Raw genomic sequence first — 14,392 nt, 5'->3', positions numbered from 1 at the left:
GAGCGGGTGTCGGATTTTGGCGCGGTCGAGGGTGTGCCTTACCACGGGTGGTCTCGGGAGGAGTGGTGGGTACATTACAAATTGGGGTAATTTGGACTCGACGCGCCGACTGAGCGTTACCTCGTGACCGCCCTGAGAGATAGGGCAGGAACGGGACCGTGAGGTGATGGCGGCGCCTCGTGGAAACGGGCCTATTTATCAGGTTCGGCTTGACGACGCACGTCTTACACGCGTGTAATTTCGGTGGGGTTGCAGGAAAGGGGCGTCGCGAACCGCTCATTTCCTGCAAGAAACACGCCGCGTGCGTGGGGGGTCAGCGCTGGCATCGCTGCCGGCGCGGAAAAGGAGGCACGCCGATGGAAGCGCAGGTAGAAGGGGTAGACCTGCTCGGGGACGCGCCCGAGTGGCAGGAGCGGGCGCTGTGTTCGCAGACGGATCCGGAAGCTTTCTTCCCGGAAAAAGGCGGCTCGACCCGCGAGGCGAAGCGAATCTGCGGCCGCTGTGACGTCAAGGCAGAATGCCTTGAGTATGCACTCGGTCACGATGAGCGATTTGGAATCTGGGGCGGCCTCTCCGAACGGGAACGCCGCAAGCTCAAGCGCCGGGTTGCCTGACCGGTCCGGAAAACTCTCGTCCTGACGCTGGGGGGCCCATCGACGAGAGGCCGACAAGGCGAAAACAGCGCCGCTGCCGCGATCCGGCAGGGCGCCACAGTTCGGTATGCAGCTAGGCAGGGCCGGAACTAGCACGTCGCGAGCTCACGAGGTGGGGGCCTTCTGAGCAGTTCGCGCGGCGCGGGCGACCTCAGCGCCAGCACGCCCGCCGCTCTCCACTCGCGGCCCGGCGCGAAACCGAGTTCGCGCGGAATCGCCCGGGCCTCGCGAGTCACCCCGTCGTGTCATGGACCACAGAGCCGCCGGCCGACCGGCCGGTGGGTCAGGACAGCTCGTCGGGATCCATGCCGAGCAGGTTGGCGACCTGCTCGATGATCACGTCGTGGACCAGGTCGGCCAGGTCTTCCCTGTCCATGGCCCGGAACTCGAGGGGCCGGCGGTAAAGGACGATCCGTGGCGGCAGCTCCTGGCGACCGGGGCGGCCGGGGAGCAGGCGTGCGAGGGGGACCTCGCCGTCCTCCAGGACATCCGAGTCGTAGACGTTGAGGTCCGGTGGGACGTCCTCGACGGCGAACTCGACGCCGGCCAGCTCCTTCGCGTAGCGGCGTTCGAGGCTCTCGACCGTGTCGAGGACGAGGTCGTCGAAGATCTCTGCCTTGGTGCGGGCGAGCGGGACGGTGGCTGGGACGAGCCGGCCACGCAGCCCGCGCCCGTGCCTGTCACGGCGGGCGGGACGGCCCGGTCCGGCTGCGCGCGCCGTGCGGCCCGGCTCGGAGCCGGCCCGTTGGCGGTCGGGACTGGTAGTCACGCCGCCAGCCTAGCCCGCAAACGCCGTCGCCCGTGGTCAGGCTGTGTCGGGCGCGTTTCGAGTGCGGTAATTCGTCCCATTGGGGCGGCGTGTCGGGGCATCATGTCAAAATCGTGATGCATCGTCGGTCGGCGTGTCGCGGCTGCATCGGGCCCCGCGCGAGCGCGCTTAGAGATAACGTGCCGCCGTGAGGTCCCCACGGCGCTGCTCCCGTAACGGCTGTCCCCGACAGGCGGTCGCCACCCTGACCTACGTCTATAACGATTCGACGGCCGTGGTCGGCCCGCTGGCCGCTTTCGCGGAGCCGCACACGTACGACCTCTGCGAACCCCACGCCCGCAGCCTCACCGCCCCCCGAGGCTGGGATCTGGTCCGCCATGACGGTGATTTCGCCCCGCCGCCGCCCACCACGGACGACCTCGTGGCCCTCGCCGACGCCGTCCGCGAAGCGGCCCGCCCGGCCCCGCCGCCCCGCCCGGAGGAGCACGACAACCTCCCGGGCCACCAGACCGGCCGCCGAGGCCACCTGCGCGTAATTCCGCCCTCCCACTGAAATGGGTCGGCCCCGGCCGTTGTGGCCGGGGCGACGAACCCGATGTGGGTCAGAGCGCGTTGTCGACAGGCAGCGCGATCAGCGTGAAGCGGGTCTTCAACCAGGGGATCAGCGTCCGGTAGGCCTTGATGGTGTCCGGCTGGCCGTAGTCGTGGGACAGGATGATCGCGCCCTTGGTGGTGTGCTTCTTCACCGTGCTGATGACCCGGGCCGTGTGGGCAGCGTCCGACTCGCCGGCCGGGTGGTCCCAGTCGCGCGGGTCGAGGTCCCAGTAGATCGAGGTCATCCCCAGGTTTGAGGCCGCCTTGACGAGGGCCGGCGTGAAGTTGCCGCCCGGGGCCCGCATGTACTTGATCTCGGCGTCGGGGACCGCGGCGTGGATGGCGTCGTTGGTCTTCTGCAGGTCCTTGCGGATCTGCGCCGGGCTGCCCTTGCCGAGGGTCAGGCTGTGGTTCCAGCTGTGGTTGCAGAGCGTGTGACCCTCCTCGACGATCCGGCGGACCAGGTCGGGGTGCGCTGCCGCCTGCTGGCCGACCAGGCAGAACGTCGCCTTGACGCCCTCCTCGCCGAGCAGGTCCAGCAGCGCCGGCGTCTGCACGGGGTCCGGGCCGTCGTCGAAGGTCAGCGCCACATCCTTCGTACCCGTCTTCATCAGGCTGTTCGCCGGCCCGCCGTGATGCGGCGCGGCAGGCGATGAAGACGGCGCCGCGGAGGAAGAAGACGGAGCGGGCGCCTCGGAGGAAGGAGCGGCGGGCGCCTCGGAGGAGGGGGAGGCGGGAGCGGCGGTCGTCGGCGTGGCGGAGGTCGCGGTGGGGGTCGCGGCAGAGGTCGCGGTGGGGGTCGCGGTGGGGGAGGACGAGGGCGCGACCCACGACGCGGACGGCGAGGCAGCCGCGTAGGCCGTGCCGCAGCCGGCCAGTCCGGCCAGCGCGAGGCCGGTCACCATCAGCTTGAGGTTGCGCATTTCTCTATCTCCGTCCGCGGAAGCAGCACTAAGGACGAAGAGAAATATGCTCGGGTACGTTGCCTGATGGCGCCGGCCCGCACAGGCCTGGCACAGATGGGGGAGATGATCTCTAGAGATCGACTCCGGTGAGGACCATGACGCGCGGCTCGGTGTAGTCCTCCATGGCGCTGGCGACGCCTTCGCGACCCACGCCGCTGCCCTTCACGCCGCCGTAGGGCATCTGGTCCGCGCGGTAACTGGGGACGTCGCCGACGATGACGCCACCCACGTCGAGGATGCGGTGGGCGGTGAACGCCGTCTGGAGGTTGTGGGTGAAGACGCCGGCCTGCAGCCCGTACGCCGAGTTGTTGATCGCGGCGAAGCCGGCCTCGTCGGTGGGGACCTCGGAGACGACCAGGACCGGGCCGAAGATCTCCTCGGCGACGACCTTGGCGTCGGCGGGGACGCCGGTGAGGATCGTCGGGGCGTAGGTCGCGCCGTCGCGTTTGCCTCCGGTCACCACGGAGGCGCCGGCCGCGACGGCTTCGTCGACCCAGGACTCGACCCGCTTGGCCGCGTCCTCGCTGATCATCGGGCCGACGTCGACCTTCGGGTCGGACGGGTCGCCGGTGACCAGGGCGTTGACCGCGGCGGTCAGGCGGGGGAGCAGGTCATGGTCCGAGTGCACAAAGACCCGCTGGACGGCGATACAACTCTGACCTGCCTGGTACGTCCCGAACGTCGCGATGCGGGAGGCGGCCCAGTCGAGGTCGGCGTAATCGGAGCAGACCAGCACCGCGGCGTTCCCGCCCAGCTCCAGCGTCACGTGCTTGTCGGGGGCGGCGCGCCGGATCGACGCGCCGACCGGGCCGGAGCCGGTGAACGAGACGATCGGCAGACGTGGGTCGGTGACAAGGGACGAAGCGCGGTCGTTCGGGATCGGCAGCACGGAGAACATGCCCGCCGGCAGGTCGGTCTCGGCGAGGATCGAGCCGAGCAGCAGCGCCGTCAGCGGGGTGGCCGGCGCGGGTTTGAGCACGATCGGCGCGCCTACGGCGATGGCCGGGGCGATCTTGTGGGCCACCAGGTTGAGCGGGAAGTTGAACGGCGAGATGCCCAGGACCGGGCCGCGCGGCACGCGTTTGACCACCGCGATGCGCCCGGTGCCCCCGGGGTCGGTGTCGAGGCGTTGCAGGCTGCCGGAGAAACGGCGGGCCTCCTCGGCGGCCCAGCGGAACACCGACACGGCCCGGTCGGCCTCCAGCAGCGCCCACTTGAGCGGCTTGCCGTTCTCCGCCGTGATCAGCTCGCCGATCTCCTGACGGCGTTCGGCGATGCGCCGGGAGACGTGTTCCAGCGCCGTCGCGCGAACATGCGCGGGCAGGGCCGCGGCCTCGGCGGCGACCGCTGCGGCTGCCGCGACCGCGGCTTCGACCTGGTCATCTTTCGCCCAGGTCGTACGCCCGACAGCGCGCCCGTCGTACGGATGAGTGACCGTTACCTCGTCGTCGCCATGAGCCGCAGAACCCGCCACATAGAAGTCCACCCACCCACAGTAGGTCTACAGCCAATGACCTGTTGTCGTGAGGGGTGACGTGGGTCACGATGGGGGTCTGGAGGTACCGCATGCCCAATCCCTGGCTCGCCCTCGACCTTGGCGCTGACCCCGCCGAACGCATGAGTCAGGTGGGCCGCGCCCATGAGCGGTTCCTCACCGGCGGGAACGCGGAGGTGCGATCGGTGGTCGCCGACTCGTGGCGGCGCTCGGCGGGGGCGCGGGTCAGCCCCGATGGCACAGCGCCCATCGATCTCACGGATGGCGACCTGGACGCGTACAGGAAGGCTCATCCGCTTGCCCGGGTCCTGCCGATCTTCCGGGATCTGCTCGGCGGGCTGGCGGAGGACGGTGCGCACCTGATGGCGATCTGCGACGCGCACGGCCGGATGCTGTGGGTCGAGGGCCATCCGGCGGTGCTGCGCGGTGCGGAGTCGATGAACTTCGTGCCGGGGGCCCGCTGGGACGAGGCGCACGCGGGGACGAACGCTCCTGGTACGGCGCTCGCGGTCGACCACCCGGTGCAGATCTTCGCCACGGAGCATTTCACCCGGGGTGTGCAGCGCTGGACCTGCGCGGCGGCGCCGATCCACGACCCGGCGACCGGGCTGCTGCTCGGGGCGGTGGACGTGACCGGCGGCGACCATCTCGCTCATCCGCACAGCCTTGCCCTGGTGCGCGCGACCGCCCTCGCGGCGGAGGCGTATCTGCGATCGCAGGGCCCCGAAGCCGCCACCGTGTGCGTGCTGGGTCGCGAGGACGCCGTCATCTCGGTGCGGGGAAAGCGGATCCGGCTCGGGCGCCGGCACTCGGAACTGCTCTGCTTGCTGTTGTTGCACCCGTCCGGGCGTACAGGCGATCAACTGGGTTTTGATCTCTATGCGGATGACCTGAGCCCGGTGACGGTCCGGGCCGAGCTCTCGCGGCTGCGCCGGATCCTGGGGCCTGAACTGCTGGACTCGCGTCCCTACCGGCTGCGCACCGAGGTGGTCGCGGATTTTGTGACCGTGACCCGGTTGCTGGAGCGCGGGCTGGTCGCGGAGGCGCTGGAGTCCTATGCCGGGCCGCTGCTGCCGTCGTCGGACGCGCCCGGGGTGGTCGCTCTGCGGCATCAGATCCATTCCCGGCTGCGGTCCGCCGTGCTGGCCTCCGCCGATGCCGCACTCGTGTCCACCTGGGTGAATGCGGCCTGGGGCGCGGATGATCTCCAGATGTGGGAGGCGCTCCCCGGGTCCGGGGAACAAATCGCCCGCCTGCGCGCGGAGTACGGGCTTGCAACGTCTGTGCAACGTTCCCGTAACTAACGTCCGCGGGCATGACCGTTTACGCCCCGCCCGGGACCGAGGGCTCGATCGTCAAATATGAGACCCGCTACGACCACTGGATCGGCGGCGAGTACGTACCGCCCGCCAAGGGTCAGTACTTCGACAACCCGTCCCCGGTCACGGGGCAGACCTTCTGCGAGATCGCACGTGGCACCGCCGACGACGTCGAACGGGCGCTGGACGCGGCCCACGGCGCGGCGCCCGGCTGGGCCCGCACCTCGGTCGCCGAGCGCGCGAACATCCTGAACCGCATCGCCGACCGGATGGAGGCGAACCTCGAAAAGCTCGCGGTCGCCGAGAGCTGGGAGAACGGCAAGCCGGTCCGGGAGACGCTCGCCGCCGACCTGCCGCTCGCGGTCGACCACTTCCGCTACTTCGCCGGCGCCCTGCGGGCCCAGGAGGGCAGCCTCGGGGAGATCGACGACGACACCGTCGCGTACCACTTCCACGAACCGCTCGGTGTGGTCGCCCAGATCATCCCGTGGAACTTCCCCATCCTGATGGCCGTCTGGAAGCTCGCCCCCGCGCTGGCCGCCGGTAACGCCGTGGTGCTCAAGCCCGCCGAGCAGACCCCGGCCTCGATCCACTACCTGATCTCGCTGGTCGGCGATCTGCTGCCGCCGGGCGTCCTGAACATCGTCAACGGTTTCGGCGTGGAGGCCGGCAAGCCGCTCGCGTCGTCGAAGCGGGTCGCCAAGGTCGCCTTCACCGGCGAGACCACCACCGGGCGCCTGATCATGCAGTACGCCTCCGAGAACATCATCCCGGTGACGCTCGAACTCGGCGGCAAGAGCCCGAACCTGTTCTTCGACGACGTGAGCCGCGCCGACGACGACTTCATGGACAAGGCCCTCGAGGGCTTCGCGATGTTCGCGCTCAACCAGGGTGAGGTCTGCACCTGCCCGTCGCGCGCGCTGATCCAGCGGGGCCACTACTCGGACTTCCTGGCCGCGGGCGTCAAGCGCGTGGAGAACATGAAGCAGGGCAACCCGCTCGACACCGACACCCAGGTCGGCGCGCAGGCCTCGAACGACCAGCTCGAGAAGATCCTGTCCTACTTCGACATCGGCAGGCAGGAGGGCGCCAAGATCCTCATCGGCGGCGCCAGGACCGAGCTCGGTGGCGACCTCGCCGGCGGTTACTACGTGCAGCCGACGGTCTTCGAGGGCTCGAACTCGATGCGGATCTTCCAGGAGGAGATCTTCGGCCCGGTCGTCTCGGTGACCTCGTTCACCGACTACGCGGATGCCATCAAGATCGCGAACGACACCCTCTACGGGCTCGGGGCCGGCGTCTGGACCCGGGACATCAACCAGGCCTACCGCGCGGGTCGCGAGATCCAGGCCGGCCGGGTGTGGACCAACTGCTACCACCAGTACCCCGCGCACGCCGCGTTCGGCGGGTACAAGCAGTCGGGCATCGGCCGCGAGAACCACAAGATGATGCTGGACCACTACCAGCAGACCAAGAACCTGTTGGTCAGTTACTCACCCAAGGCCATGGGCTTCTTCTGATGGGTACGGGTACGCGTGTCGAAGTCACTCCCGCGGCGGCTGAAGTTCTTCGGTCGCTGCGGGGGCGGCACGGTCCGCTGATGTTCCACCAGTCCGGCGGATGCTGCGACGGCAGTGCCCCCATGTGCTACCTGGAGGGGGAGTTCCGGACCGGCGCCAGCGACATCCTGCTGGAGGAGCTGCACATCGACGGCGTGGCCGAGCCGGTCTCCTTCTGGATGAGCACCGCGCAGTACGAGACGTGGAAGCACACGCATCTGACCGTCGACGTCGTCCCGGGCCGGGGCAGCGGGTTCAGCCTCGAAGCCCCGGACGGCGTCCGCTTCCTGATCCGCAGCCGCCTGCTCACGCCATCCGACGGCCAACCGCAAAACGGAAGTGATTGACCAGCAGATAACCCCCACCATCATGTCGGTACGCCCGCGCGGCCCCGATCACCTCGGGGGTGAGGTCGTGGTCCTCGCCGAGCAGGATGCCGCGGACCAGGGAGGCCTCATCGGGCACCCGCCACGGCACCTCGGCGAGCCCGGCGACGATCACGGTGAGCCCGCCGTCCTCGAGCAGCTCCTCGAGGCCGCCGGGCACCCGCAGGTCGCCGTCCGGGGCCGCCGGGCCGTCCGCGAGCGCCTGCTCCACCGCGTCCAGGTCGTTGAGCGCGCGTTCGGCCCAGTTGGCGATCGCCACGTGCCCGCCCGGCGCGGTCACCCGGATCAGCTCGGCGAGCCCGTCGTCGGTGTCCTCGGCGAACTGCAGCGAGTTGAACGCCGTCACCAGGTCGAAACTCGCGTCGGGCCAGGGGAGATCCTCGGCGCCGGCCTCGCGCAGGTCGGCCACCCTGGCCGCGGCGAGGGCGAGCATGCCGGGTGCGGGATCGGCACCGGCCGTTCGCAGTCCGAGACTCTGGGCGTACGCGAGGAATTCGCCCCCGCCGCACCCCACGTCGAGCACCCGCGCCCCAGGTGCCACGCCACTCGCGTCGAGGACAGCGCGCCACGCGGGCTCGGCCGTCGCGCCCCACACCTCGCTCCAGATGCCGGCGATCTCGGACCAGTGATCTTCGCTCACGGGACCACCTTCCCATTTTGAGTAGTTCTCACGTTTATGGCCGGGTCATTTCGACATCCATTGAGCCAGATGGGCTTTTCGGGTAATGTACGTCGGCCATTTGGGGCAATCGATGAATTGGTCGAACGATGCCCCGACCGGCTCCGTGCTGCTCGTTGGACACCCGAGTCTCAATAAGGAGCACCACCATGCGGACCCACCTCCGTACCGCGATCCTCGGCGGCGCTGCACTCGCAGTCGTCGGCGCGCTCACCGCTGTGACCTTCAACGCCTCCGCCGCCGAGACGACGGCCCGGCCGCGTCCGGTCATCACCTCCGCCGCTCCCTCGGCCTCCGCCTCCACCGCTCCCGTGGGCATCAACCCGCCCGCCGGCCTGCGGAAGATCGGCACCTACAAGGTCGTCAAGGGCACCCAGACCTACACCTGCGCCGCGGGCTCCTTCGCGGGCGCCTCGGTTCCCGAGGCCCAGCTGGTCGGCACCGGCGGCTGGATCCACCACTTCAAGGGCCCGAGCTGGCAGTCCGCGCGTGACTCGTCGCTCGTCACCGCCACCAAGGTCGCCGAGAAGCCGAAGACCGGCACCATCGCCGAGCTGCTGCTCCAGGTGAACAGCCACACCGGCACCGGCATCCTTTCCAAGGCCGCCTACATCCAGCGCCTCAACACCTCCGGCGGCGCTGCCCCGGCCGGTGAGTGCACCGACGGTTCCACCACTGCTGTCGCTTACAACGCCACGTACGTCTTCTGGGGCTGATCTTCGGATTTGTTCAGGGCGACCCGGAGTATTTCCGGGTCGCCTTCCTTTTTGTCCGCCAGGAAAGCTCGCTGTAACAACACCGACCCGGTGGTGGCACGCAGTTGCCACCTTGTCGCTATCAGTGCTCCGTTAGTCTCTGCGGGACAGTAAATCGCCCAAGGAGTGTGCGTTGACTGACCTGTCCCAGCTCGTGAAGGCTTACGACGTCCGTGGCGTCGTGCCCGAGCAGCTCAACGAGACCGTAGCCCGTGCACTGGGCACCGCGTTCGTCGAGATGCTGCGGGAGTCCGGTGACGATGCCGAGAAGATCGTCATCGCCCATGACATGCGTGAGACCGGCCCGGCCCTGGCCGCCGCCTTCGCCGCGGGAGCCAATTCCGCCGGCGCGGCGGTCGTGCACATCGGCCTGGGCTCCACCGATGAGCTCTACTACGCGTCCGGCGTGCTCGGCCTGCCCGGGGCGATGTTCACCGCGAGCCACAACCCCGCGCAGTACAACGGGATCAAGCTCTGCCGCGCCGGCGCCAAGCCGGTCGGGCAGGACAGCGGCCTGGTGATCGTGCGTCAGCGTGCCGAGCAGCTGCTCAGCGATCTCGACTCGGTCGGCGAGATGCCGGTCGCCGTCGAGCACACCGACCTGCTCTCCGGATATGCCGAGCACCTGCGCAAGCTGGTCGACCTCAGCGGCATCCGCCCGCTCAAGGTCGTGGTCGACGCGGGCAACGGCATGGGCGGCTACACCGTCCCCGCGGTGCTCGGCGACCAGATCCTCCCGGGCCTGCCCCTGGAGATCGTGCCGATGTACTTCGAGCTCGACGGCTCGTTCCCCAACCACGAGGCCAACCCGCTCGACCCGAAGAACCTGGTCGACCTGCAGGCCGGCGTGGTCGAGCACGGCGCCGACATCGGGCTCGCGTTCGACGGCGACGCCGACCGCTGCTTCGTCATCGACGAGAAGGGCAACCCGGTCTCGCCGTCCGCGGTCACCGCGCTGGTCGCGAAGCGTGAGCTGGCGAAGTCCCCGGGTGCCACGGTCATCCACAACCTGATCACCTCGGCCGCCGTGCCGGAGATCATCAAGGAGAACGGCGGTACCCCGGTGCGCAGCCGGGTCGGCCACTCCTTCATCAAGGCCGAGATGGCCCGCACCAACGCCATCTTCGGCGGTGAGCACTCCGCGCACTACTACTTCCGTGACTTCTGGTTCGCCGACACCGGCATGCTGGCCGCCATGCACGTGCTCGCCGCGCTCGGTGGCCAGGACGAGCCGCTCTCGGCCTTCGCCGCCGAGTTCGAGCGCTACAGCGCCTCCGGTGAGATCAACTCCACGGTCGCCGACGCCAAGGCCACGACCGAGAAGGTGCGGGCCGCCTTCCCGGACGCCGAGATCGACACCCTCGACGGTCTGACGTTCCAGCTCAAGGACGGGTCCTGGTTCAACCTGCGCGCCTCCAACACCGAGCCGCTGCTGCGCCTGAACGTCGAGGCGCACAAGCCGGACCGGATGGCAGCGCTGCGGGACGAAGTGCTCAGCATCGTGCGCGGTTAGGATCACCTGGTCCTAGTAGGGGGAAACCGCCCCTAGTCCCGCGTCACGAAGGAGCCGTTCGGTGGCCCTCGACCCGCAGTTGCTGGAGATTCTGGCCTGCCCGGACACGCACCACGCACCGCTGGAGTTCGACGCCGCCGCGTCGACCCTGACCTGCACCGAGTGCGGGCGGGTCTTCCCGGTGCGCGACGACATCCCGGTGCTGCTGCTGGACGAAGCGCTACCTGGCTCAGGTCCTAAGGGTGAGGTGGCTTGACATGGCGAGTCCCAGGGAGAACGGCGTCGGTCTGACCGGCAGCCGGATCGCCGACGAGTCACGGCTCGAGGACGAGAAGGCGATGCTGGCCCAGGACCCGGGCGGCATGCTCCGGGCCACCGCCTCGGCGGGCGCCCAGGTCCGCGAGTCGGCGGCGCTGGCCGCCGAGGCCAACCTGCAGGTCCTGGCCGACGAGGGCCGCCCCCGGGCGGTCGTCGTCGCCGGGATCGGCACGGCCGGCCTGACCGGCAGCATTCTGGCCACGGTCGCCGGGCCGCGCTGCCCGGTCCCGGTGATCGGACACCGCAGCGCCGGCGTTCCGGGCTGGGTCGGAGCGGCTGACGTGGTCATCGCCGTGTCCGCCTCCGGGCGCAGCCCCGAGGCGCTCGCCGCCGCCGACGCCGCGGCCCGCCGTGGCGCGCGCCTGGTGGCGATCGGCAACCCCGACTCCGAGCTGCAGGCCATGGCCGAGCGGGCCCGGGCGCCGTTCATCCCGGTGCCCCGCCGCGCGCCCGCCCGGGCCAGCCTGTGGGGTCTCGCCGTGCCGGTGCTGCTCGCCGCCCGCGCGCTCGGCCTGGTCAAGGTCAACGAGGCCGACCTGGCCGAGACCGCCGCCCGGCTCGACGCGGACGCCGAGCGCTGCCGCCCCGGCGCCGAGGCCTTCGTCAACCCGGCCAAGTCGCTCGCACTCGGCCTCGCCGGTTCGGTGCCGATCGTCTGGGGCTCGTCCCCGCTGGCCACGGTCGCCGCCCGCCGCTTCGCCGACACGCTTGCCGCGAACGCCCGTTACCCGGTCATGGCCGGTGCGCTGGGCGAGGCCGGCCGGGGCCGCGTCGGTCTGCTCGACGGGCCGTTCGGCGGGCTCGCCGAGTCGGGCCGCGACATCTTCGCCGACCCGGACGACGAGGAGGAGAACACCCGGTTGCGCCTGGTCGTCTTCCGCGACGGTGGCCTGAACCCCGAGGACGAGGCCGACGAGCCGGTCGCCGTGGAGGAGCGCAGGGCGGAAGCCGTGCAGGTCCTCGCCGAGCGCCGTGGCGTACGCTGCGACGTCCTGACGGCGGAGGGTGGCTCCGCGCTGGAGCGGCTGGCGTCGCTCACGGCCGTGCCCGACTTCGCCTCGATCTACCTTGCCCTGGCGCACGGCCTCGACCCCATGGCCGTGCCCGCCATCAACGAGATGAAGGAACTGTCGAACCCCATGCCCGAGGCACTTCAGTGAGCGCAGGCGGCGGAACGAAGGCGATTCTCGCCGCGCTGGGGGCCAACCTCGGCATCGCGGTCACCAAGTTCATCGCCTGGTTGCTGACCGGCTCGTCGTCGATGCTGGCGGAGGCCATCCACTCGGTGGCCGACTCCGGCAACCAGGCACTGCTCCTGCTCGGCGGCAAGCGCTCGACCCGCAAGGCCACCCCCGAACACCCCTTTGGGTACGGCCGCGAGCGCTACATCTACGCGTTCATCGTCTCCATCGTGCTGTTCAGCGTCGGCGGCCTCTTCGCGGTCTACGAGGGCTACCACAAGGTCAGGCATCCCGAGGCCATCGACGCGTGGCAGTGGGTGCCGCTCGCGGTCCTGGTCATCGCGATCTGCCTCGAGGGTTACTCCTTCATGACGGCGATCAAGGAGTCCAACCACACCCGCGGCAAGCAGACCTGGGTCAACTTCGTGCGCCGCGCCAAGGCCCCCGAGCTGCCCGTGGTTCTGCTCGAGGACGCCGGCGCGCTGGTCGGCCTCGTGCTCGCGCTGATCGGCGTGGGCCTGACCCTGATCACCGGCAACGGCGTCTGGGACGGCCTCGGCACGCTCGCCATCGGCCTGCTGCTGGTGACCATCGCGATCGTCCTGGCGATCGAGACCAAGAGCCTGCTGCTGGGCGAGGGCGCCAACCCCGAGGACGTCAAGAAGCTGGAGCAGGCCATCGTCGCCGGCCCCGGCGTCGAGCGCATCATCCACATGAAGACGCTCTACCTCGGCCCGGAAGAGCTCCTGGTGGCGGCGAAGATCGCGGTCCCGCCGACCGAGAGCGCCGAGGAGGTGGCCCGGCACATCAACGAGACCGAGATCCGCATCCGCGAGGCGCTGCCCGTCGCCCGGGTGATCTACCTCGAGCCGGACATCTACAGCCCCAAGAAGGCTCCGAACCCGACGGCCTCCGACGCGGCCGTCGCCAACTGACGAAACGGGGGCGGCCACGGTGGCTGCGGTATTTCCCTTGACCGGAGTCATCCGGCCCTACGCCTGGGGGTCGCGCACGGCGCTCGCCGACCTGCAGGGCCGGCCGTCGCCGAGCGACGCCCCGGAAGCGGAGCTGTGGCTCGGCGCGCACCCGGGAGACCCGTCGACCGTTGACGGTGTCTCCCTGGCGACCCTCATCGAGAACGATCCGAAGGGCCAGCTGGGTACGGAGGTCGCCGGCGAATTCGGCGTACGCCTGCCGTATCTCATGAAGGTCCTGGCCGCAGCCGCACCGCTGTCCCTGCAGGCCCACCCGGACGCCGACTACGCGAAGATCGCGTGGGCGGCCCAGGAAGCCGGCCCGGACGCCCCGAAGAACTACACCGACGCGTTCCACAAGCCGGAGATGCTGGTCGCGCTCACGCCGTTCGAGGCGCTTTGCGGTTTCCGCGACCCGGCCGAGTCGGCTTCCGCGCTGGAAGCTTTCGGCATCGAACGGCTCAGCCCGGTCGTGGCCGCCCTGCGCACGGGCGTCAACGGGTTGTCCGAGGCGGTCCGGACGCTGCTGACCTGGCCCGCCGATGATCGGGCCGCGCTGGTCGAGGAGGTCGTCGCCGCCGGCACCTCACCGCTGGCGGTCAGCATCGCGGGCTTCTACCCGGGAGATCCGGGCGTTCTGGTCGCGCTTCTCCTCAATCACGTACGCCTGGAGCCCGGCGAAGCCATCTGGATGCCCGCCGGAAACCTGCATGCCTACCTCTCAGGGCTTGGCGTCGAGATCATGGCGGCCAGCGACAACGTGCTCCGGGGTGGGTTGACGCCCAAGCGCGTTGACGTCGACGAGCTGCTGCGGGTCCTGCGCTTTGAGGTCCTGGAGGATCCGATCCTGCCGGCGACCCCGGTGAGCCCGGGCGTGGTCACCTGGAAGGTGCCGGTCCGGGAGTTCGCGCTGTTCAAGTACGAACTGGGAACGTCCACACCGCCGCTGAGCCTGCCGCCGGCCGGTCCGCGGATCGTGCTGGGCACGGTCGGGGATGTGTACGTCGCGGAGGCCGTGGACGGCACGCCGGTCGAGGTCACGCCGGGCACGGCGGCCTACATCCCGGCCGGGACCGGGGCTGCCACGGCGGCCGGCCTCGGTGAGATCTTCGTGGCGGCCGTCGCTTCCTGAGTGTCGTGGCCGGCGCAGCGCGGCTCGGCTCGGCGTCGCGGCTGGGCTGGGCGTCGTGGCTCGGCGGGCATCGTGGCGCGGCTGGGCGGTTTTGGGGCTT

The 14,392-nt window shown here is 70.0% G+C and carries 15 protein-coding genes; 11 read left to right on the top strand and 4 right to left on the bottom strand.

The features are described 5' to 3' along the window. Nucleotides 1-356 precede the first annotated feature (356 nt). Nucleotides 357-614: a WhiB family transcriptional regulator gene (locus Ahu01nite_RS43600; RefSeq protein WP_015619224.1), complete on the top strand. Its 258-nt coding sequence runs from the start codon at nt 357-359 to the stop codon at nt 612-614. A 322-nt stretch (nt 615-936) separates the two neighbouring features. Here the strand turns inward: Ahu01nite_RS43600 and Ahu01nite_RS43595 are convergent, their stop codons facing one another. Continuing rightward, nucleotides 937-1,317, bottom strand: coding sequence for a metallopeptidase family protein (locus tag Ahu01nite_RS43595; protein ID WP_203842698.1), 381 nt, complete (start codon nt 1,315-1,317; stop codon nt 937-939). Nucleotides 1,318-1,609: 292 nt separating this feature from the next. Between Ahu01nite_RS43595 and Ahu01nite_RS43590 the strand changes: the two genes are divergently transcribed. Continuing rightward, nucleotides 1,610-1,975 (top strand): DUF3499 domain-containing protein, encoded by a 366-nt coding sequence (locus tag Ahu01nite_RS43590; protein ID WP_203842655.1) that lies wholly within the window; start codon nt 1,610-1,612, stop codon nt 1,973-1,975. Between the two features lie 49 nt (nt 1,976-2,024). Here Ahu01nite_RS43590 and Ahu01nite_RS43585 read toward each other — a convergent pair whose 3' ends face one another. Continuing rightward, on the bottom strand, nt 2,025-2,939 hold the full coding sequence (locus Ahu01nite_RS43585; protein ID WP_239159618.1) for a polysaccharide deacetylase family protein: 915 nt from the start codon (nt 2,937-2,939) through the stop codon (nt 2,025-2,027). 112 nt (nt 2,940-3,051) lie between these two features. Beyond that, nucleotides 3,052-4,467, bottom strand: coding sequence for an aldehyde dehydrogenase family protein (locus tag Ahu01nite_RS43580; RefSeq protein WP_203842654.1), 1,416 nt, complete (start codon nt 4,465-4,467; stop codon nt 3,052-3,054). Between the two features lie 80 nt (nt 4,468-4,547). Here Ahu01nite_RS43580 and Ahu01nite_RS43575 point away from each other — a divergent pair, with 80 nt between their 5' ends. The 3 genes from Ahu01nite_RS43575 to Ahu01nite_RS43565 are packed head-to-tail and all read left to right on the top strand — an operon-like array spanning nt 4,548 to nt 7,701. Next, entirely contained in the window at nt 4,548-5,780 is a 1,233-nt protein-coding gene (locus Ahu01nite_RS43575) for a sigma-54-dependent transcriptional regulator family protein (protein WP_203842653.1), read from the top strand. 11 nt (nt 5,781-5,791) lie between these two features. Continuing rightward, nucleotides 5,792-7,315, top strand: coding sequence for an acetaldehyde dehydrogenase ExaC (exaC, locus tag Ahu01nite_RS43570; protein WP_203842652.1), 1,524 nt, complete (start codon nt 5,792-5,794; stop codon nt 7,313-7,315). Further along, entirely contained in the window at nt 7,315-7,701 is a 387-nt protein-coding gene (locus tag Ahu01nite_RS43565) for a DUF779 domain-containing protein (protein WP_203842651.1), read from the top strand. The genes exaC and Ahu01nite_RS43565 overlap by 1 nt, the downstream gene beginning before the upstream one ends. On the opposite strand, the gene Ahu01nite_RS43560 is transcribed toward Ahu01nite_RS43565, so the two are convergent. Then, nucleotides 7,661-8,380, bottom strand: a complete 720-nt coding sequence (locus Ahu01nite_RS43560; RefSeq protein ID WP_203842650.1) for a class I SAM-dependent methyltransferase — start codon at nt 8,378-8,380, stop codon at nt 7,661-7,663. The genes Ahu01nite_RS43565 and Ahu01nite_RS43560 overlap by 41 nt on opposite strands. A gap of 188 nt (nt 8,381-8,568) precedes the next feature. Here Ahu01nite_RS43560 and Ahu01nite_RS43555 point away from each other — a divergent pair, with 188 nt between their 5' ends. The 6 genes from Ahu01nite_RS43555 to manA all read left to right on the top strand — a co-directional run bounded on the left by Ahu01nite_RS43555 (nt 8,569) and on the right by manA (nt 14,292). Continuing rightward, on the top strand, nt 8,569-9,135 hold the full coding sequence (locus tag Ahu01nite_RS43555; protein ID WP_203842649.1) for a DUF3455 domain-containing protein: 567 nt from the start codon (nt 8,569-8,571) through the stop codon (nt 9,133-9,135). Between the two features lie 172 nt (nt 9,136-9,307). Further along, the gene (locus Ahu01nite_RS43550) at nt 9,308-10,687 is read left to right on the top strand and encodes a phosphomannomutase/phosphoglucomutase (protein WP_203842648.1); all 1,380 of its coding nucleotides are present in this window, start codon (nt 9,308-9,310) and stop codon (nt 10,685-10,687) included. 61 nt (nt 10,688-10,748) lie between these two features. Then, entirely contained in the window at nt 10,749-10,943 is a 195-nt protein-coding gene (locus Ahu01nite_RS43545; RefSeq protein WP_203842647.1) for a Trm112 family protein, read from the top strand. 1 nt (nt 10,944) lies between these two features. Further along, complete coding sequence (locus Ahu01nite_RS43540; protein WP_203842646.1) at nt 10,945-12,165, top strand: SIS domain-containing protein; 1,221 nt, start codon at nt 10,945-10,947, stop codon at nt 12,163-12,165. Then, complete coding sequence (locus Ahu01nite_RS43535; protein ID WP_203842645.1) at nt 12,162-13,121, top strand: cation diffusion facilitator family transporter; 960 nt, start codon at nt 12,162-12,164, stop codon at nt 13,119-13,121. Before Ahu01nite_RS43540 ends, Ahu01nite_RS43535 begins: the two co-directional genes overlap by 4 nt. Nucleotides 13,122-13,158: 37 nt before the next feature. Next, nucleotides 13,159-14,292, top strand: coding sequence for a mannose-6-phosphate isomerase, class I (manA, locus tag Ahu01nite_RS43530; protein ID WP_438874866.1), 1,134 nt, complete (start codon nt 13,159-13,161; stop codon nt 14,290-14,292). Nucleotides 14,293-14,392 lie beyond the last annotated feature (100 nt).

The sequence above is a fragment of the Winogradskya humida genome, assembly GCF_016862215.1.
Taxonomy (GTDB): Bacteria; Actinomycetota; Actinomycetes; order Mycobacteriales; family Micromonosporaceae; genus Actinoplanes; species Actinoplanes humidus.
Note: the sequence above shows the minus strand (reverse complement) of the source record. Positions and strands in the feature narration are given on the sequence as shown.

Coding starts and splice junctions, on each gene's coding strand:
- Ahu01nite_RS43565 (WP_203842651.1), top strand. CDS start 7,315: ATGGGTACGGGTACGCGTGTCGAAGTCACTCCCGCGGCGGCTGAAGTT.
- Ahu01nite_RS43600 (WP_015619224.1), top strand. CDS start 357: ATGGAAGCGCAGGTAGAAGGGGTAGACCTGCTCGGGGACGCGCCCGAG.
- Ahu01nite_RS43585 (WP_239159618.1), bottom strand. CDS start 2,939: ATGCGCAACCTCAAGCTGATGGTGACCGGCCTCGCGCTGGCCGGACTG.
- Ahu01nite_RS43540 (WP_203842646.1), top strand. CDS start 10,945: ATGGCGAGTCCCAGGGAGAACGGCGTCGGTCTGACCGGCAGCCGGATC.
- Ahu01nite_RS43575 (WP_203842653.1), top strand. CDS start 4,548: ATGCCCAATCCCTGGCTCGCCCTCGACCTTGGCGCTGACCCCGCCGAA.
- Ahu01nite_RS43555 (WP_203842649.1), top strand. CDS start 8,569: ATGCGGACCCACCTCCGTACCGCGATCCTCGGCGGCGCTGCACTCGCA.
- exaC (WP_203842652.1), top strand. CDS start 5,792: ATGACCGTTTACGCCCCGCCCGGGACCGAGGGCTCGATCGTCAAATAT.